Origin of the sequence: Nostoc sp., assembly GCF_036917935.1 — a bacterium.
Classification (GTDB): Bacteria; Cyanobacteriota; Cyanobacteriia; order Cyanobacteriales; family Nostocaceae; genus Nostoc.
The window spans coordinates 127700-151701 of record NZ_JBALEL010000064.1; the positions used below are offsets into that span (position 1 = coordinate 127700).

Below are 24002 nucleotides of genomic sequence, written 5' to 3' on the forward strand. Positions count from 1 at the left end.
CTGTTAATTTCTCTCTGCCATTGGCAATGATGCAGATTTGGTATTTAGGCGATCGCCTGGATTTAGAGCTAAGGGAGATAAGACTACTTCTTCTCCTGACTTTAAGCCTGCCAGCACTTCACGCTGGTTATCAAATGTTCTTCCTAGCTTGACTTTTTTCACAACAGCTTTGCCTGCTTCGGCAACCATCACCATCCCTTCACCAGCAGACAAATGAGTCACAGAACTTTCTGGAATCATTAAAGCCGTTCTACTTTGATCAGCAAACTGAACATAACCTTGCAAACCCGGAGGCATTTGCAACTTATCAACAGCAATCCAAACAGAATAAGTAAATTGTCGGTTAATACCCACTTTACTGGGCTTAGTGGCATTAGTTTGTACGGTTGGATTAAGCTGAATCACCCGTCCTTCAAAAGTACGTCCAGGGTATGCTAGCAACCGCACTATAGCTTGATTACCCACCTTGACTGCATTAAGTCTAGCTTGATCAATGTAAGCCTTAAATACAACATTTTTAGTTAAAGTTACTAACGAGTCACGGCCCCGTGCATCCGCTATTTCACCAGCATTTATATTTACCGAACTCACTAAACCATCGGTGCTGGCATATAGAACTGTTCTACTTAAATTTCTTAGAGCTTCTTGTAGTTTTATTCTGCTGTTGTCAACTGTGAGGCGAGCATTTTTTACATCTTTATCTAGTGTCTGCTGGGCTAATGACAAAGCTTGCTGAGAAGAAATGAAGTCGTTTTGGCGAGCAATGTAGAAATCTTGGTTGGTAAATTGCTGGCTTTGGGTAGTAATAATTCCCTGTTGAGCAGCTACTAGTTCTCTTTTGCGAGTTGCATAGGTATCTTGCATATCATAGAGTTGAAACTTGGAAATTGCTCCCTGATCTGCTAAAACTTGAATTTGTTTGAGTTTCTCTTCAGCAGTCCCTACCCTTACCTGAGCAGCTTGGACATTGTTGCTTAATTCTTTATCTGCAAGTTTGTCAATTGTTCTCACTCTAGTTTTAGCTGTATAAAGCCTGTCTTGAGCAGACCTAACATCCTCTCTCAGGTCTAATAACCTTTCTGATACCGAGTTTTGCACGGTTGCAAGGTTCTTTTGGGCAATAGCGAGGTTATTGCGAGCCGTATTCACTTCATTTTCAAAAGGAGCTTTTTGTAACTGGAGCAGAGGTTGGCCTCGGCGCACCCTTTGCCCTTCTTCAACGAAAAGTTTTTCTATAGGCCCCGATATCAAAGAACGAACATTCACCTGCTGCATACCAACAGATTCACCAGGAGCGGCTAGATTATCTTCTAAACTTTTTGACGCTACTAACGCAGTTTCTACTTGGATAGGTTTGTCAGCAATCCGTTGTAAAGCTGGATAACCGAAACCTGAAGAGTAAAATCTTGATTCTGGGTCTTTGAGAGCAGGAAGAAGTACAGTAAAGCTTAAAATCCCCATCAGTCCTAAAGGGGCTACTACGCAAGTAGTGAGAATCCCGCGAGTTAAAATTAGACGCGAATGTATCATGATATATCAATAAGTTAAAACTAATTTCAAAATTTCATTCAGAGATGGATTTGATTTATTTACCTACTCTTCATAGAAGCTATATACATATTTCCCTGAATACTCAACAAACTAACAATCCTCATAAAAATCACCAATCACCATTAATCGGAAAATTTTACTAGGCAAGAGTTTCAGTACATTTTTTAGTTACAGCGCTATCCAATGCGTTTGCAAATACTTTTTCCCATATAGGCGTAATCCGATGCCAAGTAAAGCGAACTTCTATATCTGCTAAACCTTCTTGACCCATTTTTTGGGCTTTGATGGGATTCGATAATAAAGTCAAGATTGCTTGTGCTAAAGCTTCTGGATCTTTTTCTGGTACTAATAATCCAGTAATTCCAGAATGGATTACATCGACAATTCCCCCAACAGCACTGGCAATTACAGGCTTTTGGTGAGCTAAAGCTTCTATCATCACAATTCCTAAGCCTTCAGTATCACCCTTGCTATCTACAATTGCTGGTAATACAAATATGTCACACCCCGCATATTCATCAGCTAATTCTTCTTTGCTGACAAAGCCAAGGAAATCTACTACGTCATTTAGACCCATTGCATGACACTGTGATTTAATCTCATCTTCGAGAATTCCCTTACCCACAATGCGTAGACATACAGGATATTTAGCTAAGACTAAAGGTAGAGCTGCCAATAAATATCGCAAACCTTTACGTTCATCTAACCTACCGACAAACAGAAGCTTAGGTACTTCCCCTGGTGAACGTTTTTTAGGTGGCTTCGGCTTTATAGTCATACCGTAAGGAATAACGGTAACAGACCCATCATAAATTTTACGAATCAACCCACTAGTAAAAGAAGAATTGGCTGTCACACCTTTAGCGATAGGCACTAACCAACGGAGAATATGTGTCACAAAACCGAACTTATTTGCTAACATTAGTTCGGCTCCGTGGAAACTAAACACCATCGGAATACCCAATAAAATGCTGGCAGGTAAAGCCATCAACCCGTGAGGAAAAGGCCAATGAATCTGGAGTAAATTTGGCTTTTCTTTGTAGCATACCCAAAACAATTGCAGCGTACCCAACAAGATATACAAAACAGCAGCTAACAAATAGAGAGGCTGTCTCTGCAACTTGGTAGGAGCGCCATCCCTTGCCAAATTTTCAAACCGTTTTGGACAGTAGCGAAAGCGATATACTTTTACTTCATCTAATACGTGGCTTTTAGAACCTTCATAGGCAGGAGCGAATACCGTAAATTTAGCCCCTGTTGCTTGCAAGCGTAAAATTGCCTCACGTACAAAAGCACCATGATTGCCGTCAGCATTCATCGGATATACAGAAGTGACAACAAGAATGTGTTTACCTTCAATATTCATAGATGTGAAAACTTACTAAATTAGGAAGAAAAATCAAACCCAGGAGAATATAACTAACTCTCTCTGGGTTTATTTATGACCAGTTGAATTGACTAGACTATTTCTTGTAGAACAACACCAGGATAGTTTATGCTTGAATCAATTTTTTTCTCTTGGCGTCGATTAAGTAGACGACCTTCAGTTTGAAACCACCACCATAACTTGACAAAATCAATAGCTGAAGTCAGAAGACGCTTTTTGCCAAACTTGCTTGTTCCAGAATGTCGAGGATGCCAAGGTGTGAGAACTTCTGTAACGTTATATCCTTGTGCTGCTAATACCGCCAATAAGTAGCGATGGGTAATTGTTTCTACTGGCAGAGTCAATAATAAATCACGACGGACTAGTTTGATCCAGTTCATATCGTGAATGTTTAAACCAAAGAGTAAACTACAAGTAGTATTGGCCAATTTAGAAGCAAGAATCTTGCCATCACCCCGTTTCTGCCGCCAACCAGCTACTGCATCTACTCCTGGTACACAAGCTTCTAACAGCAATGGTAAGTCAGTTCGGATATCTGACTCTAAGTCTGCTTGTCCCCAAAATATCCAATCAGTTTGGACATCATCTAATGCTGTCTTCCATACTTCAGTTACACCCCGCCTCTGCGGATGACGAATGATCCTCAAATAATCACATTTCTCACTCATTTTCTTGAGGATTTTATAGCTATTATCTGTGCTGCCATCATCAACTACTAGTACTGGCAAACTAAAGCCCATATTCTCAAACGTTTCTTCTATATTAAGCAGGAGACGTTCCAGATTCCCTTCTTCATTAAGGCATGGAATAACTACAGTAATTGAAGAATTACCAGAGGGAAGCAATTTTTTAAAACTTGGTTTTTGCAATGATATTGTATTATTTAAAGTAACCATATTTTATTTCCTAAAGATTATGCTTTTTCAAAAAGCGCTACTGTGTTTTTGAGCCGATGAGTCGTTTAAGTATTTAAATTGAGCAGCATCTAAAATTAGACTAATTAACTAAGGCTAATTAGCAGAAATCTCCCATTTTCTAGCAGGTTTCAAATCTTAGGCTTTATCTATCTGTATACTTACGCGCTGAATTCAATGATTTCAAAATCCCGGCTGATAAATTAAATATAAATTTAAAATTTAAAAAGTGAATCAGTATTTTTATTTAATATTAAGAAATAAAAATATTAATAACAATAATAATAAAATCATCCGGAAATTATTAATATCAGGATTTTTAACTATTTTTTATAATAGAAAAAACTAAATTCTTATGTTTTTGAGTATTATTACAGACGTTAATCCTCATACTCAACAATCACTATTTCAAAAACAGTCATAACAAGAGTATATTTTATTACACAAGCATGATAGTTATACTGGTAGTTTTATAGTAAAAAAATAAAATTGACAGAATTTTACAACTGAAATGAATAGTTATAAAGCACGACATATTGCAGCGGGCGTGGGTTTTACATGACCATACAGATTCATGTGTTCAAGCTGACTTAGCCGAAAGTATGGCTAGGCTGCAAATCAGACAAAAGGATTATGAAGATGCACGCCACTGGCTAACGATAGAAGAAAAATTAGTGATCGAGGCTTCAAATTAGGCGATGGGCTACGCCCCGGTGTGAGCGATCGCACTTCTATGTCTTGTAAAATAGACAAGATGCGTTATTTTTCAATAAAATGTCATATAAATTAGCAATAATTGAGCGATCGCTGTTCCTTTTCGAGCTAATACTATTAATACGGCAATCTGCTACATATCAGCTTGATTTTATTCCAAATTATCTTCCCAAAGACAGTAGATGAAGTTTTGTTTGAATAAATTAAATTATCCAAATTCTTGTATCCAATAGAACTATTAGATTTTGCTTCTCCTACTCAAAAACAGCTTCTACAGCGATTGGATATTTTTTTATTTGGGAGTATCTTGTCCTTCTGAGCAAGATTTTGTGGGAATACCTAAATCGTCTAAAGTATTCATTAATGAGTCATCCTGTGGGATATGGTGTCTGCTTTGGGAATTTACAACATCGTCAAAAGCTTCAAAAGCTTCAAGAGCTTCAAGAGCTTCAAGAGCCTCTGATGCAGACTGATATCGCTGTTTGAAGTCATCCAGCACCATTTTACTGAGAATCTTAGCTAGGGAGTGGCTCACTTGAGAGCGTAGTTTACCGCCGTAGGCATCGCTCCATTTGATCTCCCCATCACCATCTCTATCTAGCTCACGGGGTGCTACACCAGTCAAGGCTCTAATCCCAAGCATACCAACTGCATAGATATCACTACTATAGTGTGGGCGCCCAAAACATTGTTCGCTTGGTGCGTAACCCTGAGTACCAATGCCAATGGTGAAAGGGGTTGACTCTAGACGATCAAGCTGTTTGATGCCGACTTCCTTGACGGCACCAAAGTCAATCAATACCAGTTTTCCGTCTGAGTGTCGCCGGATAATATTACTGGGTTTAATATCCCGATGAATCACGTAGTTTTCATGGACAAATGTTAATGTTTGCAATAAATCCCTGATAATTTTGATCACTGCAATTTCTTCAATTGCTCTACCTGCTAAGAGTTCCTGATTTAAAGGATGACCAATTATCTGTTCTTGCACCAAATAAAATTCTTCATCTTCTTCAAAATACGCTAAAAGTTGAGGGATTTGAGTGTGCGTTCCCAATTTTTCTAGTGTTTGCGCCTCTGAGTTAAATAAACGTCTGGCAAGTTGTAATCCTTCTGGTTTAGTGTTGGCTGGTTTTAGTTGTTTGACAACACATCGCGGATTACCAGGACGTTGGGTATCTTCGGCAATGTAGGTTTCACTAAATCCACCGGAACCAAGAACTTTGACAATTTTGTAGCGTCCAGCCAAGACTTTCCCTGATAAGGCTAAATCTCGTTGCTGGATTAAGTCTTGGAAGTCATCTTGTTGGCTGATAATCTCTTGGACAACGGGGGAAGTTTTATACTTCTGAAAAATGTCTACTAATTGGCGTTTTTTGATGCTTTCCCTGACGATTGAGGTTCCCAAGTAGCAAATTCCGGTCATTGCGATCGCCATCATTGGTACAGCAGTCGGAAAAATTAACTGACCATAGACAAATAACCCATAACTAATTCCTCCCCAAGTGCCTGACAGGGCGAGGCTATACAGAAATCTATTGATACTACGCTTGCGTCTGCTAATCATCAAGGCTGTACTGCCCACTAGTATTAGCACAAACAAACCCTGCAATGGTGGACTGTTAATTCCTGGGGCGATCGCTTTCCCTGACATCAAAGTGGCGATCGCATTGGCGTGAATTTCCACGCCCGACATGGGTTCAGTACTTTTACTACCAGCGACTGGATAATAATCATTATGTAACTTATCTGTTGCACCAATCAGCACGATCTTGTCTTTGAACACCTTTCCCTGCTGCAAATAGGTGTTCCAGTTTTCCGGATCGAGTACGTGCCAAAAGGGTTTTTGCTCAAATGTACCCGCAGGCCCCCAAAAATAAATGCGATCGCCCTTTGGTCGGGGATAATTTACTTGTGCTGCCCTCAGCGCTGCCTCATCAAAGGAGAGTCGCTTCTTGGTAAATAAATTATCTTCACCCAATAACTTGGGAAACTCACTCGCTAATCGATGAACTTTTCCATCTACTTCTAAAGGGAAATTAACTGAGCCAATGGATACTGACCCTGTACGAAACATTTGTTGTGGGTCTGTCAGTTGCATAAAAGACCCTTGGTGCGTCTGGGAATTTTCGTAGACGGCTGCTAGGGTAACTTTGCTGCCATATTTTTGCAATACTGCCTGGAATTGGCGATCGTCCGTAACTCCATAACTGCTTGCTGTGTCAAAAACTACATCTAATGCTACCGAGCGGGCACCTGCTTTGATTAATTTTGTGATTACCTGGGAGTATGCAGCACGTTTATAAGGATAAGATTTCAGTGTTTCTAGGTAGGCATACTGTTTTGGATCTGTTTTATAGTACTGTTCGGGAACGGATATTGACTGATCGTCTATTGCTAAAATTACAATGTCTTCTGGAGGCACAATCGTCCCGCGTAGTTGAAAAAAGCCAGAAAGTACCTGATTTTCCATTGATTGAACCAATTCCCAACCAGAAACACTCAGCAGTGCTGCCCCGATTGCCCAAGTGCCAGCCAGTAGATGACCTAAGCGAACCATCCACCTGGACTGACGAGCCGATGCTGTTGAAGTCACTTTTGTCGGTTTACTTGACAGTCTATTGGCAGTAGAGACATAGTTTTTAGTTAAGGTAGATGTAGGTTCTTCTGCCATATCGTGTTACTGATTGATTTTAGCCGAACACTTTTATTTATTCAGACCACGTTTTAGTGTAAGCACATTGAAAAAGACTTAAATGACAATCTTATACATTTGTAAAGTATCTTCTATTCATCAACAAACTTTTATTGGCAGAGCTAGCCCCCAAGAGATTCCTACTCAAGCACTACCTAATTTATTCTTTTTCTGTTGAATGAGTTACAAAAGAGTGATTGTCTCACAGATCAGAGCCGGATATACTCTACCTGTGCATTTGGTTGTGGCAAGATTTTATCTTAACCTAACCAACAAGTACGTTCCTAACTGGGTGCTATACCAGAAGCTATCCCAAATCTGTCTTCTGTCTCTGGCGCAATGTTAGTAATCTCCACAAAGCGTGTTCTGATACTGACAGCTTTACCTACAGATAGGCATTAATTTATATCTTACCTTAAGCAGATGCTATACCTCTTTAGGAGTAAACTTTAGTGTTATGCAGCGCTGAATGCTGTTACCGGGCCAATTTTATTGGTAGATTTTGATCGCAGGGTGGCTCTTGCAGTGCTGGAGGTGAATAAGGTTAGCACCCAGGATCTCAACTCCAATGTTGCAGGCGTTTTTATCCCTTGAAAGAGGTAGGATAAAAGCTATAGATAAAGAACTACTTTGTAGATATTAGCAAACAAGGCATTTGAAAATTGCTATAATCTATTGTTCCATCTAAATTCATATATATTATTAGGTGTAAATTTGTATGGGTTCTCCAATGAATCGTCTGTCTATTTTTGTAGACGGAAACAATATGTTCTATGCTCAACAAAAAAATGGCTGGTTTTTTGACCCACGGCGAGTCTTAGAATACTTCAAACATGAGCAATCAGAAACAACATTAATTAATGCCTTCTGGTACACTGGCTTAAAAGATCCACAAGATCAGCGAGGTTTCAGAGATGCTCTAATTAGTCTAGGATATACAGTACGAACTAAAATTCTTAAAGAATATTATGATGATACATCTGGTCGTTACTCGCAAAAAGCGAATTTAGATATTGAAATTGTTGTAGATATGTTCAATACAGTAGACCAGTATGACCGAGTAGTATTATTCAGTGGCGATGGAGATTTTGAAAGAGCAATCGAACTATTACGCTCAAAAAATACACATATTACGGTAGTATCAACAGAAGGAATGATTGCTAGAGAGCTACGCAATGCTACTGATAGATATATTGATTTAAATGATATCAGAGAACAAATAGAAAAAACCGAAGGTTAGTAGTTTTAACAATTATTTACAAAAGTAAGAGTAAAAGAAAAACTAAGGTTGAAGATATATTAAGCCACAAGTAAATACTAAACAACAAAGGGCAAATGACAAACAAAACAGATCGAATCATCATTTTTGATACGACATTGCGAGATGGAGAGCAGTGTCCAGGAGCGACTTTGAATATAGACGAAAAGCTAGTTATTGCCAAGCAATTAGCGCGTCTGGGTGTAGATGTAATTGAGGCAGGCTTTGCCTTTGCCAGTCCTGGAGATTTTGAAGCAGTCAAGAAAATTGCTCAAATTGTCGGCACAGAAAATGGCCCGGTAGTTTGTAGTTTGGCAAGAGCCATTAAAGCAGATATTGAAGCGGCTGCCGAAGCATTAAAACCAGCAGTCAACGCCAGAATCCACACCTTTATTTCCACTTCTGATATTCATTTAGAGTATCAGTTGCGAAAGTCACGGGCAGAAGTGCTAGCGATCGCCGAAGAAATGGTAGCTTATGCCAAGTCCTTCATGACAGATATCGAATTTTCGCCGATGGATGCGGCCCGTACCGATCCAGAATTTCTGTATCAAGTATTAGAGCGAGCGATCGCAGCTGGTGCAACAACAGTTAACATTCCCGATACTGTCGGTTACACAACTCCTAGCGAATTTGGAGCAATGATTAAGGGCATTATCGAAAATGTCCCCAACATCGACCAAGCGATTATTTCTGTTCACGGTCATAATGATTTAGGCTTGGCAGTTGCTAACTTCTTAGAAGCCGTGAAAAATGGCGCACGGCAACTAGAATGTACCATCAATGGGATTGGCGAACGCGCCGGAAATGCATCACTAGAAGAATTGGTAATGGCGCTGCACGTGCGGCGGCAATATTTTAACCCTTATCTCGGCAGACCAGCAGATTCTCAAGAATCCCTGACAAATATCGACACCCGCCAAATTTACAAAACCTCACGCTTAGTTTCTAATTTGACGGGGATGTTAGTACAACCAAATAAAGCGATCGTCGGGGCGAATGCCTTTGCCCATGAGTCTGGGATTCACCAAGATGGTGTGTTAAAAAACAAACTCACCTACGAAATTATGGATGCCCAATTGATTGGCTTGTCAGACAATCAAATAGTTTTGGGCAAACATTCAGGGAGAAATGCTTTCCGTACTCGATTGAAAGAATTGGGCTTTGAACTGTCGGATACTGAATTAAATAAAGCATTCGTCAGATTCAAAGAAGTAGCAGATAAAAAGAAAGAAATCTCTGATTGGGATTTAGAAGCGATCGTTAACGATGAAATCCAACAAGCACCCGATTTGTTCCGGGTAGAGTTGGTGCAAGTTTCCTGTGGTAGTAACGCCCGTCCCACCGCTACAGTTACCCTGCGTACCCCAGAAGGTGAAGAATTAACCGATGCTGCGATCGGTACTGGGCCAGTGGATGCAGTTTACAAAGCCATCAACCGTGTGGTGAATGTGCCCAACGAGTTGATTGAGTTTTCTGTGCAGTCAGTAACAGGTGGTATTGATGCCATTGGCGAAGTGACGATTCGTTTACGTTATGAATCTAAAGTATTTTCTGGTCATGCAGCGAACACAGATATCATCGTGGCATCCGCGCAAGCTTATGTAAATGCGTTGAATAGATTGTATGCATCTTTGCAAACTCAAAAAAAACCAGAAGAAGTAACTGCACAGAAAGTCTGAAATCGGATCTGTCAAACTGCCAGTTTTTAGCTGATGCTAACAAACTCCTCTCCAACTTTGGGGAGGAGTTATTTGTGAGTTCCGAAAAATTGTTGGAAATTATGCTGACAGAAAAACATATTACTATCAGAGAAGCCACCAGCAAAGAAGATTTACTAATTGCAAAACACTCTTACCAAATGTGGCTAGATATTGGTGTTGATGAGAGTAATCTACTTCTGGATTGGCAAAATGTTACCGTCAAATTTATAGAAGAAGCACGTCGAGATTTGTTTTATAAAATAAGGAACGAAACCCAACATTGTCATGAGCGTACTAAGTAATACTTGTCTGGTGTGCTTTGTCATTGAATCGGATTGAATCACCCGATGAACAACTCCAGTCACAGAAACTACACCTAGATTGTAATCTAACTGTGAATGCGGGTTAGCGATGTCTACGACGGGCTACGCCTACGCACTGATTTGCCCCCGCTTTGCTCAAGCTTGGTTAGCATTAGAATTTAAACGCATCATGATTTTTTCTGGTTCTGTCAAATTTTTAAACCCATAACGACGATAAAGTCCATGAGCATCTTTTGTGCCTAACATCCACCTTTGAACGTCTTGCAATTCTGGATATTCCAAAATATATTCTACAAACCATTTTCCTAAACCCTGTCCTCGATAAGGCTCCAGAATAAAAACATCTTTTAATAACGCAGAAGTTGCATAATCAGTGATAACTCTCGCAAAGCCAAGTTGTTGATTACTTTCATAAAGTCCAAAACATAAAGAATTGTTTATTGACTTTTCTACAGTGGCTAATGAGATGTTTTCAGCCCAATAAGAAGTTTGTAAAAAATCATGAATCATTTGAATATCTAATTTAGATTTATCCGTGCTGATGTAAAATTTGTGTTTTAATTCTTCATTCATATTGCTAAATCTTATATTTAATATATTGATGTGTAATAATTAATTTCAATTCATTCTTGCAGTCAGCGCCTTGCAACCTAAGATGATGAAATTACTGAACCATTAACTGGATCACAGAGGCTATATTCAGTATTCAAGGATATGGTTGCATATACTATTGATTATGAATCAGCTTACAGCAAAATCTTGGCAAGAAGTTCGCGCTGCTTTCAAACAAATCTGGGGTTATGAAGATTTCCGTCCCCCACAAGGAGAAATTGTCAGTAGTTTATTAGCACAAAAAGATGCGCTGATTATTATGCCCACAGGTGGCGGGAAGTCGATTTGTTTTCAACTTCCTGCACTGCTACAAACAGGATTAACCTTAGTAGTTTCGCCCTTGGTGGCATTGATGGAAAATCAAGTTCAGGAACTACTACAAAGCCACCAAAAAGCAGCACTTTTACATAGTGAATTATCTTCGTCTCAACGCCGTGCAACGCTGCAAGCTTTGGAACGTCAACAGCTAAGATTACTATACTTGTCACCAGAAACTTTGCTAAGTGTACCAGTGTGGGAAAAATTATGTCAGCCGCAATTGCAAATTAATGGCTTAATTTTAGATGAAGCTCATTGTTTAGTGCAGTGGGGTGATAGTTTTCGCCCAGCTTATCGCAGATTAGGGGCGGTGCGTCCTGCACTACTAAAATCAAAACCACCAGGAACAAAAATCAGCATTGCTGCTTTTACCGCTACTGCTGACCCCTCAGCCCAAAAAATTATTCAAACAGTTTTACAATTACAGCAACCAGAGATTTTTCGCTTGAATCCCTACCGTCCTAACTTGCATCCCAGCGTCCGCATCGCTTGGACACCAGCAGGTAGGAAACAACAATTATTAAAGTTTATTCAAAATAGACCGCAACAATCGGGATTAGTTTATGTTCGCACTAGGCGAGATAGCGAAGATTTAGCTGAATGGTTAGCAGAGATGGGTTTTGCTACAGCTAGTTATCATGCGGGATTGGGTGCAACTGAACGCCGTGAAGTAGAAGCAAGCTGGTTAAGTGGTAAAATACCATTTGTGGTTTGTACCTGTGCATTTGGTATGGGGATTAATAAAAGTAATGTCAGGTGGGTTGTTCACTTTCACGCGCCGCATTTGTTATCTGAATATGTGCAAGAAATTGGCCGGGCTGGAAGAGATGGGAAACCAGCAGAAGCGTTGACATTGGTGAGTGAACCTACGGGGTGGTTAGATTCAGGGGATAAGCAAAGACAGGAGTTTTTTCAAGAACAAATGCGATCGCAACAACAAATAGCGCAGCAACTTGTGAAAAAATTACCAAAACAGGGAGAAGTGAATGCAGTAACTCGACAATTTCCCGAAGGTGCTACGGCTCTAGCTTTACTCCACAGCAGTGGTCAGCTAAACTGGCTTGACCCTTTTCATTACAGCATTGTGCAAAAAGCCGGAAATCAGCCACCGACGCAATTACATGCTGCTAAACAAATGCATCAATATTTAACTACAAAGCAGTGTCGTTGGCAGTTTTTGTTAAACGCCTTTGGTTTTGACAAAGAAGCAGCTAACTGGCGTTGCGGACATTGCGACAATTGCCGCTAGAATACCTGAATTTTTTTAATAACTGCAAAGGACGCAAAGGAAAAGATAAGTAATGTGATGGCGGGAAGGCAGTAAAATATAACTTTTTCTTTCCCCTGCTTCCCTAAATATTCTCCAAGTTGGTTCATCCAATAGGATTTGTTATTTTCACCACTAAGTAACAATAAAGAGGTTAACTAGAGGATAAAAATATGTCATCTGCTCAAGCGCCCTCCCTAGCACCGCTGATTCCGCGCGAAATTCTGTTTGGGAATCCCGAAAAAACTAGCCCACAACTCTCCCCTGATGGCAAGTACTTGGCATATATCGCCCCCGATGAGAAAAATGTCTTGCAGGTTTGGTTGCGAACTGTAGGACAAGAAGACGGCCAAATACTAACTGCGGACAAAAAGCGCGGTATTCGCATTTTCTTCTGGACTTATAACGCCGACCAGTTGATTTATATGCAAGACTCGGATGGCGACGAGAACTTTCACCTTCACTTGGTTAATATTCACTCCAAGATTGTGCGTGACTTAACGCCATTCCAGGGTGTCAAGGCCGAACTCGTGGAACTGGAACCCAAATTTCCAGATAAAGCACTGGTAGCGTTGAACTTGAACAATCCCCAAAAGTTTGACGTTTACCGCATCAACCTCAAAAATGGTGCAGTGGAGTTCGACACTGACAACCCCGGTAACATTATCAGTTGGACATCTGATGCTGAGTTCCAAATACGTGCAGCAACAGCTAGCACACCCGATGGTGGTTATGATTTGTTATTGCAGAAACCAGATAAACAGTGGGAAATTCTCCGTCACTGGGGGCCAGAAGAGGAAGGGAATTCTGTAAGTTTTTCGGCTGATGGTAAAACACTTTATATTCAAGGGAATCACGATGCTAACGCCAAACGTCTGCTAGCTGTTGACCTAGACACTCGTCAAGAAACCGTCATTGCTGAAGACCAGCAGTATGATGTTGTGGGGATAATCATCCAGCCATTAACGCGAGTTATCCAAGCAGTTTCTTTCTACAAAGATAAACAAGAATGGCAGGTAATCGATCGCAGTATCGCCGCTGATTTTGAAGAAATTGCCAAGGTGCGTCCTGGAGAATTCTCTCTAATTAGCCGCGACTTGGAAGATAAAACTTGGGCTTTAGCTTATAGAACTGACAATGGCCCAGTTTATTACTATGCCTACAACCGAGAGTCCAAAACTAGCACTTTCCTCTTTAGCAACCAACCCAAACTCGAAGCGTTGCAGTTAGCTTCAATGCAACCGATTTCCTACGAAGCGCGGGATGGCTTAACTATCCACAGTTACCTGACAACTCCTGTAGGAATACCCACCCAAAATCTCCCAACAGTACTGCTGGTTCACGGCGGCCCTTGGGCGCGGGATACTTGGGGTTTCTCTCCGACAACGCAATGGCTAGCTAACCGGGGTTATGCCGTTCTGCAAGTGAACTTTCGCGGTTCCACTGGCTACGGTAAAGCATTTTTGAATGCAGGAAATCGAGAATGGGCTGCTAAAATGCACGACGACTTGATTGACAGCGTGAACTGGCTAGTGGAACAAGGTATTTCCGATCCGCAAAAGATTGCGATTATGGGCGGTTCTTATGGCGGTTACGCCACCTTAGTAGGATTGACTTTTACACCAGAAATCTTTGCTGCTGGTGTGGATATTGTCGGGCCGAGTAACCTGATTACGCTGATAGAAACTATACCGCCTTATTGGGAACCGATCAAGGCAATGCTTTATCATCGCATTGGCAACTTGGAGACAGAAGAGGAGTTTCTGAAATCGCGATCGCCTTTATTCTTTGCTGACCGAATTCAAAAACCTTTACTTATCGGTCAAGGTGCAAACGATCCAAGGGTGAAACAATCAGAAAGCGATCAAATTGTCAATGCAATGCAACAGGCTGGTTTACCAGTGCAATATGCACTTTACACAGATGAAGGACATGGTTTTGCCAGACCAGAAAATCGGTTGCACTTTTTTGCGATCGCAGAGGAATTTCTCGCCAAATACTTAGGTGGGAGATTTGAACCTTTGACAGATATTCCTGGTCATTCAGGAATAGTGAAATAAAGCCTTAAAAGGGTGGTTAGTGTAATTCACCGACCACCTTAATCATTTTTAATTTGGAACGATTTATGCATACAACAACTGATTCCTAATTTCATCAGCCATTAGTATGCTTACCAGAATACCAATCCGTTGCGCGACTTCATAAGCGTTTTTCTGAGGCACAACGATAATCCCAAAATGTCCTTTATTCTCCTCTATACAGATGGATGTATTAATTCATCGGGTACTTGATTTCGCTCAATGTATTCATTAATCTCGACTTGATGATCGAGATAAAAACTCAAGGCATCAAATACTTGTGCCAAGGTTAAATGTGGTAAATGGTTCAGGATTTCTTCTGGCATAATCCCCAATCGCCACAAACCGACAATGGCACGAACAGATGTCCGAGTACCTATAATAATCGGCTCTGCACTCAAAATTTCAGGGTTACGGGTAACGTAGCGCGAGGAGGTTTCAGCAAACATATAACGAATGAAGGAAGCAGAACTGGGGTTGCCTCTAGTTTACCAGACTAGAAAATTGCTTAGGCGAGGGTTGCGATCGCAGAGGAGTTTCTCGCCAAATACTTAGGTGTTAGATTTGAACCTTTGGGAGATATTCAAGGTCATTCGGGAATAGTTAAATAAAGTTTCAAAATGGTGGTTAGTGTAATTCACCGACCACCTTAAATTGCCAAAGTCAGAATCTACCAGAGGGGCCACTAGTAGAGCTTGGCGGAATAACTAAGGGAGTCTTACTACCATAAAAAGTAATACCATTATCCTTTAGCAGAGAAAACCAAGGATCTTTTGATACGTAATCGACTCCTTTAGATAAATGCCCTTGTAGATTAGCTTCATAACAAAGGAGCCATTGCTCACCATAAAGCTCATCTTCATTTAAAAATTGTTCCCATCTACTTGTATCTAAATTTTCTTTAATCTGTCCTTGCTTACGCGCATTTAAAGCTAAAATTGCTACTATAGAATCTTCCATTTGAGAAATAGACTCTGTAGCTAGCTTGTTAATTGATAAGTCAAATACCATTGCTGACCAAATAGCCCAAGCTACTTCACTGCTATGTCCAAGTATTGCATTTCTATAGATTTGAAAGTTAATAACTTCTTCAAGTAAGGATAAGTTAATGTTATATTTGTTTACCTTCTTTTCTTGAATTATTGAAAGAGAATCACGTAAAGTACTAGGTTCAATAGTAATTGACTGTAAAAGAAGGCTTTCAAGAAGAGACCAATTCTCTATATCAAGGTTGTTAATATTACTAATTCGGGCAACTGCATATTTAAGTACTGGTTCTCCAGGAAATTCATTTCTAAGTTGAAATGCTTTATCAAAATAACGAATAATATCTTGCATTTGTGCAAGTCCACTTCCGCTAAATTTATAATCAGATAGTTCTAAAACCCATATTGAATCCAAAGAACACGGTAACTCAATAATTTTGGTTTTCTCAAAGTTGATAGTTAATTCAAACTCTGAAAGTACCTGTTGAATTTGGCTTAAAGCTGATTCAGCATCTGAAATATTTTGAAATACAAACTCATAATCATCACTATAACGAAAGCCTTTAAATGGATAGTTACAAGTGTTTTTTAATCGCTTTTCTAGTTCTATATCTGTTGTACAAAGTATCAGTTCGGCAATGATTAATGAAGTATCTGGGCCAATAGGGATACCTAGTGTTTGACCATCTTGACTATTTCTCAAAATTTTATCAATATTATTTCCCAGAAGAGTCATATCATTTCTCTGTTGTTTAGCCAATGATTTTCCATGTATTGCCCAGGGAATACTATGAGTGTAAATAGATTGATAAAATCGAGAAATATCTGTATGTAATATATATCGCCCGGCTATTCTATTTTTAGCTCTTTCAACAGGAATTAAGTAGAAATCAAGTACAGGCGAAATAGAACGTTCACGTTGTGGATGAGGAGTATGAGTAGGCTTACTTTTTGAAAAGTTAGAACGTTTTATTATTTGATTAACTGTAGACCAATTAGTATCTAATAAATTAGAAATTTCTAAGAAAAATACTGGGTTTGGAATACCTAAGTTTCTTCTCAATGAGTTGTATCTAACATGATTATGACTATAAATTTTTGCAGTTCTCTTAGGGTAACGTGGAAAAGCGATTTTACCAGATGTAGCAAAGTCAGCGAGGGAAATAGTATTAAAAGGAGGAGGCAGTTCTTTTGGGAAATATCCTCTAGCTATTAAATCTCTGCTATTCATCTTTAGTATTTTAGGATTACAGAATTTACTATAAGATATGTTGCCCTGAAATCGAGATGAAAGCAATCGTAATTGCAGTGAATGAATGGAGTAATTGTACTCAAGCAGGTTTTTGTACAATAAAGTAGCTCCTTCAGCCGCAACTAAGTAAGAAAACTGCGCGATCGCACCTCTCAAATCACTTCGTCTGTCCGCCTTTTACCGCATTGCTTTATCCAGCGTTGAGTACTTGCTCTGCGGTTAGCTGTAATTCTGGGAAAATAGTAGAAGCGATCGCAGCTCAAGCGTTAGATGTTTGCCAGCGATCGCAGTCATATCACGTCAACAGTCACGTACTGATAAGTTTACCAAATTCATCAATCCTAATCTATTATTTAAAACCACAGATAAATCATGGATATTTATCTGTGGTTATATTTTCATCTAATTGATTTTTGCAAGAGATTTAGTAAACGCCTGATTATTTAAAGCGATCGCTTACTTAAAATTGCTGCAAAAATCGCAAATCACTAGCATACAAACGACGAATATCATCGATTTGGTGTAACACCATTGCAAAGCGTTCTACACCAAAACCAGCAGCAAACCCTGTATAAATTTCTGGATCATAACCCACAGACTTAAGTACATTTGGATCGACCATACCGCAGCCCATCACCTCCAGCCAGCGACCATTCCACTGCAAATCTACTTCAGCCGAGGGTTCAGTAAATGGGAAATAACTCGCACGGAAGCGAATTGGTAAATCGCCAAATATTGCTTGTAAAAATACTTTAATTGTGCCCTTGAGGTCTGTAAAAGTTAGTCCCTCATCAATCGCTAAAAGTTCTATTTGATGAAAAACTGCTGAGTGAGTCGCGTCTACATTATCTCGCCGATAAACTCGCCCTGGAGCCACAACCCGAATCGGTGGTTCTTCTCTTTCCATGTAACGAATTTGTACCGAAGATGTATGAGTCCGTAAAAGATTCCCATCTGGCAGGTAGAAGGTATCCTGCATATCACGGGCGGGGTGGTCAGGCGGGGTGTTGAGAGCCTCAAAATTATAATAATCTGTTTCCATCTCTGGCCCTTGGGCTACGGTGTAGCCCATACCGACAAAGATATCCAGCGCCCGGTCGATAATACCATTGAGGGGATGAATGCGACCTTGGGGGCTGTAAATTCCTGGCATAGTTACATCCAGAGTTTCTGCCTCTAGCAAAGCTTGAATTTGCGCGGATTCTAAGGCATTACGTTGCTGGTCTAGACTAGTTTGCAGGGATTCTTTGACTGTATTGGCGATCGCTCCAATTTTTGGCCGTTCCTCTGCGCTCATCTGCCCCATACTTCGCAACAGTGCCCCCAGTTCCCCTTTTTTCCCCAGATAGTTAACTCTGAGTTCTTCTAGGCGTTCTAGGGTGTCTGCGGCTGCGATCGCTTTTTCTCCTGACTGCCGCAGTGCTAAAAGTTGAGCTTCTAAATTGCTAGTCATTAGTTATTAGTCATTGGTCATTAGTCATTAGTCTATAGTCAAAAGCTGTGAACTGGTCGATAAATAAACTTATAGTCATACCATTAACATCAGCCAAAGGTGAGGGTCGAAACCAAACCTCTGTTTATCAGTTAGAGATGATTGGGCTAGTATAGCGGGCGCGTAAATCCAGCTAACATCTCAACTTAACCAGACAAGTTGTTCAGAGTCACTAGTTCAAGGTAGGCAAACTCCCACCCTAGTGTACTAATGAGTATCGATATTTTTTTGCTGCCTGTGACCTGCGACATTGACAAATGGCTAATAACAAATAACTAATAACTAATAACGAATGACCAATGACTATGAAATTACTAATTAGCAACGATGATGGCATTTCTGCCTTGGGGATTCGTACCCTAGCCAACTACTTGGCAGAGGCCGGTCATGATGTGAGTGTGGTTTGCCCAGATCGAGAGCGATCGGCAACTGGACACGGATTAACTTTACACCAACCCATTCGCGCCGAAATTGTTGAAGAGATTTTTCATCCTGCTGTCAAAGCTTGGGCTTGTGATGGTACGCCTTCAGATTGCGTCAAATTGGCGCTGTGGGCTTTGCTTACGACTCCCCCGGATTTGGTTCTCTCTGGTATTAATCAAGGTGCGAATTTGGGAACTGAAATTCTCTATTCCGGCACTGTTTCTGCGGCAATGGAAGGTCTAATTGAAGGCATTCCCAGCGTAGCGCTGAGTCTTATGAGTCACACATCTAAAGACTTTCAACCTGCTGCTAAGTTTGCCAAAATTCTCGTAGACCAATTAGTCCAAAAACCGCTGCCAGATTTAATGTTGCTCAACGTCAATATTCCTGCCCTCAAATGGGAAGAAATTGCTGGAGTTACTCTCACCCGTCAAGGAGTGCGGCGTTACATAGATGTGTTTGATAAACGAGTTGATCCTCGTGGAAAAACCTACTACTGGTTAACCGGAGAGGTAATTGAGGATGTGGAACCCCCAACCGGATTAAATCTGCCTCAAAATGTACCGACAGACGTGCAGGTTGTACGTAAAAACTACATCAGTATAACCCCGTTACAATACAATCTAACATACGCAACTGGATTAGATAAATTGTCTGAGTGGGAATTTAATATTCCTTGAATCATTTGATTTATCAGGACAAAACCGGGGTTATTCACATACATCACAGAAAAATGTAGGCTATAACGTAGGGGCACTCTTGAAATAACCGATACACATCCACCCCAAAACCCGGAAAATTCTAACTGACAGTATTTCATCCACATTTACACAATCAGCCAGAAACAGGGTATGCTGTTTTACCAAGAAATCCTCCCTCTACCCAAATCGGTGAGACAGCATAAACTTAGACAAAATAAGTAACAATTTTTTCAATTATCGCCCGCTCAGTCCAGCAAGCAACACTCATGTCTAGGATAGAGAACCAATTTAACGTACAATTTTGGGGCGTTCGCGGCAGCATCCCCACTCCAGGGCCACACACCGTTCGTTACGGCGGTAATACCCCTTGCATATCAATGCAAGCGGGCGATAAGCGCTTAATTTTCGATGCTGGCACGGGACTACATGTTTTGGGGCAATCTTTATTGTGCCAAATGCCGTTAGAAGCTCACATATTTTTTACCCATTCTCACTGGGATCACATGCAGGGTTTTCCCTTCTTTACCCCAGGATTTGTTAAGGGCAATGACTTTCATATCTACGGCGCGATCGCACCTGATGGTTCTACCATCGAACAGCGCCTCAACGATCAGATGTTGCACCCGAACTTTCCCGTACCCTTGCAGATTATGCAAGCCAATTTAAATTTCTACGACGTTCGACCAGGGCAACCAATCCAGATGGATGACGTTACCGTAGAAACAGCACCTTTAAACCATCCAGGTGAAGCCGTAGGATACCGCGTCAACTGGCGTGGTGGTGCTGCTACTTACATCACTGATACCGAACATTTTCCCGATCGACTCGATGACAATGTGCTGTGGCTAGCTCGTAATGCTGACATCTTGATTTACGATTCCACATACACAGACGAAGAATACCATTGCTCAAAAACCCCAAAAATCGGCTGGGGACATTCTACCTGGCAAGAAGCGGTGAAAGTAGCACAAGCTGCTAACGTCAAAACTCTGGTGATTTATCACCACGACCCCGCCCACAATGATGACTTTTTGGATCGTGTAGGCAAACAAGCCGCGGCAAAATTTCCTGGCGCTATTATGGCGCGGGAAGGAATGGTACTTCAGATTCCCACCTCAGTAGCCTTATCAGAATCTTTTCCTGTTAGTAAGTTTTCTACCTAAAGATTGCGATCGGAGGAATTGGAGATTTTAGATTAGATTGGTGATCAGAAGCTTTCAGCGCGAGAGCGTACCTGTTCCACGGTGAGACAGCGCTGCCCAGAGTTGTCACGCCGACCACAGGATCAGGGCGACAACAGGAGGACAAACTTTATAGATTCACCAACCCAGCCCAGACACCCACAGACGCCCTAAGATTGTAGCTGATGGTCGGCGTAAAACCTCGTTGAAGTCTCAACACGGAACTAGAGCCTTTTATAGCTCTAGTATTTGGGGTTATCTGGACTTAGCAATTAGCTCTCAAGCTGATGGCACAAGAAACCATTTTGGGCGACTTCCCTTGGGTTAGGCTTTTGGCTGATAGCTAAAAGGGGTGGCATCAACACCCTGGCTGATAGCACAAGACCTCATGGGCAGTTGGTGAATGTCCTCTTCAAGGCGGTTTACCATAGAGTAGCTTCCTGCTGATAGCTAAAATAAACCTAAAATCTCAGAATCCACGTGCTAAATTTGTCTAAAAATGGGTGTTCTGTGCGGGTTGCTTCTTCGAGCGAAGGGCTACTAACGCCGACTGCTGTTGCCCTTGGCAAGTTTGATGGTGTTCATCTTGGTCATCAAAAGGTAATTCAACCAGTCTTGCACGCTGGTGGTGACTTGTCAGTAGCCAGTAGTCCGCAGTCAAAGAAAAATCAACCGACAAATCAAGAATATACCTACTCAACAGTTGTCACCTTTGACCCCCATCCACAGGAGTTCTTTACGGGGCAACCCCGGACTTTGTTAACGCCACTGGATGAAAAAGTCCAACAATTGCGATCGCTTGGGGTAGAACAACTGGTACTACTATCCTTTGACAAAGAATTGTCTGCTCTCAACCCCGAAGAATTTGTCGAAAAAATTCTCGTGCAACAGCTGCGATGCCAACGAATTAGTATCGGGCAGGATTTTTGTTTCGGCGAAAAGCGTAGTGGTACTGCCAAAGATTTGCAATTACTCGCCGCCAAGCATAATATCCCCGTTACCATCGTTCCCTTACAAACTTATACAGGTGACTCGCCCATCGAAAGTAGTTGTGTCAGTACTACTCCAACTCAGGATGCCCGCATTAGCACTTCATTGATCCGCCAAACCCTTGAGCACGGCGACATCGAAAACGCAAATCTATTACTAGGACGCCCCTACACCCTCCTTGGTGATGTCGTTCAAGGTCAACAATTGGGCAGAACAATTGGCTTTCCCACCGCCAACCTCCAACTACCAAAAGAAAAGTTTCTGCCCCGCCAAGGAGTCTACGCTGTCCGCGTTTTCACTCTTGATGAAACATCAGATGTCGAGAGCTTGGGCGTAATGAATATCGGTAATCGCCCAACTGTAAACGGTACTTATTCATCTGCGGAAGTACATTTATTTGATTGGTCTGGTGATTTGTATGGCAAAAAACTGGCTGTGCAGCTAGTTAAATTTTTGCGCCCTGAACAAAAATTTTCTTCTCTAGAAGCCCTGAAAACACAAATTCAACTTGACTGCGTTGTTGCTAGAGAAGTTTTGAGCGCTTAGTGGGAACAATAGATAGGGCAAAGAGGCAAAGGGGCATTGAGCATTGGTTATTCTCCTCTGCTGCTTTGCCTCTCTGCTGCTTTGCCCCTCTGCTCCCCCACTCCCCACAACCCATGAGAGAAAAAATCGACGCTTTAACACAAAATCTAGCTCTTACTATCGTTGGCAAAGCTGAGGCAATACGCTTAGTGCTAGTCGCCTTGTTAGGTGGTGGTCATGCTCTCTTAGAAGATGTTCCTGGTGTAGGTAAAACCCTGCTTGCTAAATCCCTAGCTCGTTCACTGGATGGCAAGTTTCAACGGCTACAATGTACTCCCGATTTACTGCCAACTGACATTACTGGCACTAACATCTGGAACCCAAAAAGCGGCGAATTTACTTTTCTTCCTGGGCCAGTCTTTGCCAATATATTACTATCTGACGAAATTAACCGCGCTACACCCCGCACTCAGTCAGCGTTGCTGGAGGTTATGGAAGAACATCAGGTAACAGTCGATGGTGTCTCTCGTCCAGTTCCCCAGCCGTTTTTTGTCATTGCCACTCAAAACCCTATCGAGTATCAAGGTACTTTTCCCCTGCCGGAAGCGCAAATGGATCGGTTTATGTTATCGCTGAGTTTGGGCTATCCTTCGGAGGCAGAAGAACTCCTGATGCTGCAAAATCTTCAAAAGGGTGTGAAAGTTGCTGATTTGCAACCTTGTATTACTTTGGCAGAAGTACAGGAATTGCGTTACCTTTGCTCTCAAGTAAAAGTGGCAACTTCCTTGCAACAGTACATCCTCGAATTGGTGCGGGCAACACGCCAAGATGAGGAAATCGCCCTTGGTGTCAGTCCGCGTGGCACATTAGCATTACAACGGGCTGCCAAAGCGCTAGCTTTTCTATTAGGGCGTGATTATGCTATTCCCGATGATGTGAAATTTCTCGTCCCTCACGTTCTTTGCCATCGCCTTATTCCTAGAGGAGGACGCAACGCTAGAACTGTTGTTGAGCGATTATTGCGATCGGTTTCTATTCCTTAATTTGACACTCCTCGGCATAAATGCACGTTCGCGTTAGCGTCTCGAAGAGAGGATTCTTGGTTCACCGAGACCACTTAAGACAGATACCTTGCAGTGTCTATCCAAGAGGTGGGACTCTCCCCAAGCGACTTTGGGTATGCCCTACCCTAGTTGGATTGCTCCAAATTCTTTTTTTATTTGAAACATATTGTTCCAAAAAAACTGTCTGTCTAGCTCCTCTGAATCTTTTACCTACTGCGAGGTGGAGTCTAGAAAAATGCAGTAGAACCGCATAGATTCAGTTTTCAAGGTGCAGTGCTTTGCCTTTCGGCAGCTAGGTTTTTTAAGTGGTTGATTACCTTTCCACTTCTTCATAATACCAGAAAAGCCGTCCTATAAGGACGGGGCTTTATACCCAATTTTTCGGTAACAGTAGTATTCAAAAAGGTAAGAGTGCTGGATACCGATTGATTTATCAAGTTGAGTGACTTACAACTATTTTGCTACTAACGATTTATTTCAGTGCGATTCGTTACTAGGTAAAAATGCTTAATAAGCATATAGCCTAGTCAACCTGACAGCAGATTACTGTTATTTAAAGGTTGAACTC

Annotated in this window: 17 protein-coding genes; 9 read left to right on the plus strand and 8 right to left on the minus strand. The window is 41.3% G+C overall.

All coding sequences use genetic code 11. The annotated features are described in order from the left end of the window. Positions 1-3: 3 nt before the first annotated feature. From V7K62_RS28725 to V7K62_RS28740, 4 genes are all read right to left on the minus strand, one after another. Entirely contained in the window at positions 4-1530 is a 1527-nt protein-coding gene (locus V7K62_RS28725; protein WP_334870219.1) for an efflux RND transporter periplasmic adaptor subunit, read from the minus strand. 160 nt (positions 1531-1690) lie between these two features. Continuing rightward, positions 1691-2917 carry a glycosyltransferase family 4 protein gene (locus tag V7K62_RS28730; protein ID WP_334870221.1) on the minus strand — a complete coding sequence of 409 codons (1227 nt, stop codon included), beginning with the start codon at positions 2915-2917 and terminating at the stop codon, positions 1691-1693. A 92-nt stretch (positions 2918-3009) separates the two neighbouring features. Then, positions 3010-3834, minus strand: coding sequence for a glycosyltransferase family 2 protein (locus V7K62_RS28735; RefSeq protein ID WP_334870222.1), 825 nt, complete (start codon positions 3832-3834; stop codon positions 3010-3012). A 1024-nt stretch (positions 3835-4858) separates the two neighbouring features. Then, on the minus strand, positions 4859-7240 hold the full coding sequence (locus V7K62_RS28740) for a CHASE2 domain-containing serine/threonine-protein kinase (RefSeq protein WP_334870224.1): 2382 nt from the start codon (positions 7238-7240) through the stop codon (positions 4859-4861). Positions 7241-7979: 739 nt separating this feature from the next. Here V7K62_RS28740 and V7K62_RS28745 point away from each other — a divergent pair. The 3 genes from V7K62_RS28745 (at position 7980) to V7K62_RS28755 (ending at position 10524) form a co-directional block, all read left to right on the plus strand. After that, positions 7980-8501 (plus strand): LabA-like NYN domain-containing protein, encoded by a 522-nt coding sequence (locus tag V7K62_RS28745; protein WP_196517317.1) that lies wholly within the window; start codon positions 7980-7982, stop codon positions 8499-8501. Between the two features lie 95 nt (positions 8502-8596). Beyond that, entirely contained in the window at positions 8597-10201 is a 1605-nt protein-coding gene (locus V7K62_RS28750) for a 2-isopropylmalate synthase (RefSeq protein WP_334870226.1), read from the plus strand. Positions 10202-10275: 74 nt separating this feature from the next. Then, positions 10276-10524 carry a hypothetical protein gene (locus tag V7K62_RS28755; protein WP_334870228.1) on the plus strand — a complete coding sequence of 83 codons (249 nt, stop codon included), beginning with the start codon at positions 10276-10278 and terminating at the stop codon, positions 10522-10524. Positions 10525-10680: 156 nt separating this feature from the next. Here V7K62_RS28755 and V7K62_RS28760 read toward each other — a convergent pair whose 3' ends face one another. Beyond that, a complete protein-coding gene (locus V7K62_RS28760; RefSeq protein ID WP_334870230.1) occupies positions 10681-11118 on the minus strand; it encodes a GNAT family N-acetyltransferase in 438 nt (145 codons plus the stop codon). Between the two features lie 163 nt (positions 11119-11281). On the opposite strand from V7K62_RS28760, the gene V7K62_RS28765 reads away from it, so the two are divergent. Both V7K62_RS28765 and V7K62_RS28770 read left to right on the plus strand, forming a co-directional pair. Continuing rightward, complete coding sequence (locus V7K62_RS28765) at positions 11282-12724, plus strand: RecQ family ATP-dependent DNA helicase (RefSeq protein WP_334870232.1); 1443 nt, start codon at positions 11282-11284, stop codon at positions 12722-12724. Positions 12725-12915: 191 nt separating this feature from the next. Then, on the plus strand, positions 12916-14802 hold the full coding sequence (locus V7K62_RS28770; protein ID WP_334870234.1) for a S9 family peptidase: 1887 nt from the start codon (positions 12916-12918) through the stop codon (positions 14800-14802). 194 nt (positions 14803-14996) lie between these two features. On the opposite strand, the gene V7K62_RS28775 is transcribed toward V7K62_RS28770, so the two are convergent. The 3 genes from V7K62_RS28775 to pheS form a co-directional block, all read right to left on the minus strand. After that, positions 14997-15269 carry a DUF433 domain-containing protein gene (locus V7K62_RS28775; RefSeq protein WP_334870236.1) on the minus strand — a complete coding sequence of 91 codons (273 nt, stop codon included), beginning with the start codon at positions 15267-15269 and terminating at the stop codon, positions 14997-14999. 214 nt (positions 15270-15483) lie between these two features. After that, positions 15484-17037 (minus strand): RNA-directed DNA polymerase, encoded by a 1554-nt coding sequence (locus V7K62_RS28780; protein ID WP_334870238.1) that lies wholly within the window; start codon positions 17035-17037, stop codon positions 15484-15486. 481 nt (positions 17038-17518) lie between these two features. Then, the gene (gene pheS / locus V7K62_RS28785; protein ID WP_334870240.1) at positions 17519-18511 is read right to left on the minus strand and encodes a phenylalanine--tRNA ligase subunit alpha; all 993 of its coding nucleotides are present in this window, start codon (positions 18509-18511) and stop codon (positions 17519-17521) included. A 344-nt stretch (positions 18512-18855) separates the two neighbouring features. Between pheS and surE the strand changes: the two genes are divergently transcribed. From surE to V7K62_RS28805, 4 genes are all read left to right on the plus strand, one after another. Beyond that, positions 18856-19653, plus strand: a complete 798-nt coding sequence (gene surE, locus V7K62_RS28790; protein WP_334870254.1) for a 5'/3'-nucleotidase SurE — start codon at positions 18856-18858, stop codon at positions 19651-19653. A gap of 287 nt (positions 19654-19940) precedes the next feature. Further along, positions 19941-20837: an MBL fold metallo-hydrolase gene (locus V7K62_RS28795; RefSeq protein ID WP_334870242.1), complete on the plus strand. Its 897-nt coding sequence runs from the start codon at positions 19941-19943 to the stop codon at positions 20835-20837. Between the two features lie 498 nt (positions 20838-21335). Next, complete coding sequence (locus tag V7K62_RS28800; protein ID WP_334870244.1) at positions 21336-22391, plus strand: bifunctional riboflavin kinase/FAD synthetase; 1056 nt, start codon at positions 21336-21338, stop codon at positions 22389-22391. 113 nt (positions 22392-22504) lie between these two features. Beyond that, on the plus strand, positions 22505-23413 hold the full coding sequence (locus tag V7K62_RS28805) for an AAA family ATPase (protein WP_334870246.1): 909 nt from the start codon (positions 22505-22507) through the stop codon (positions 23411-23413). Positions 23414-24002: the final 589 nt, after the last annotated feature.

Bases quoted from the DNA above. Each gene is read 5' to 3' on its own strand.
- V7K62_RS28730 (WP_334870221.1), bottom strand. From the start codon at position 2,917: ATGAATATTGAAGGTAAACACATTCTTGTTGTCACTTCTGTATATCCG.
- V7K62_RS28745 (WP_196517317.1), top strand. From the start codon at position 7,980: ATGGGTTCTCCAATGAATCGTCTGTCTATTTTTGTAGACGGAAACAAT.
- V7K62_RS28735 (WP_334870222.1), bottom strand. From the start codon at position 3,834: ATGGTTACTTTAAATAATACAATATCATTGCAAAAACCAAGTTTTAAA.
- V7K62_RS28725 (WP_334870219.1), bottom strand. From the start codon at position 1,530: ATGATACATTCGCGTCTAATTTTAACTCGCGGGATTCTCACTACTTGC.
- V7K62_RS28795 (WP_334870242.1), top strand. From the start codon at position 19,941: ATGTCTAGGATAGAGAACCAATTTAACGTACAATTTTGGGGCGTTCGC.
- surE (WP_334870254.1), top strand. From the start codon at position 18,856: ATGAAATTACTAATTAGCAACGATGATGGCATTTCTGCCTTGGGGATT.
- V7K62_RS28770 (WP_334870234.1), top strand. From the start codon at position 12,916: ATGTCATCTGCTCAAGCGCCCTCCCTAGCACCGCTGATTCCGCGCGAA.
- pheS (WP_334870240.1), bottom strand. From the start codon at position 18,511: ATGACTAGCAATTTAGAAGCTCAACTTTTAGCACTGCGGCAGTCAGGA.
- V7K62_RS28750 (WP_334870226.1), top strand. From the start codon at position 8,597: ATGACAAACAAAACAGATCGAATCATCATTTTTGATACGACATTGCGA.
- V7K62_RS28760 (WP_334870230.1), bottom strand. From the start codon at position 11,118: ATGAATGAAGAATTAAAACACAAATTTTACATCAGCACGGATAAATCT.
- V7K62_RS28805 (WP_334870246.1), top strand. From the start codon at position 22,505: ATGAGAGAAAAAATCGACGCTTTAACACAAAATCTAGCTCTTACTATC.
- V7K62_RS28775 (WP_334870236.1), bottom strand. From the start codon at position 15,269: ATGTTTGCTGAAACCTCCTCGCGCTACGTTACCCGTAACCCTGAAATT.
- V7K62_RS28740 (WP_334870224.1), bottom strand. From the start codon at position 7,240: ATGGCAGAAGAACCTACATCTACCTTAACTAAAAACTATGTCTCTACT.
- V7K62_RS28780 (WP_334870238.1), bottom strand. From the start codon at position 17,037: ATGAATAGCAGAGATTTAATAGCTAGAGGATATTTCCCAAAAGAACTG.
- V7K62_RS28765 (WP_334870232.1), top strand. From the start codon at position 11,282: ATGAATCAGCTTACAGCAAAATCTTGGCAAGAAGTTCGCGCTGCTTTC.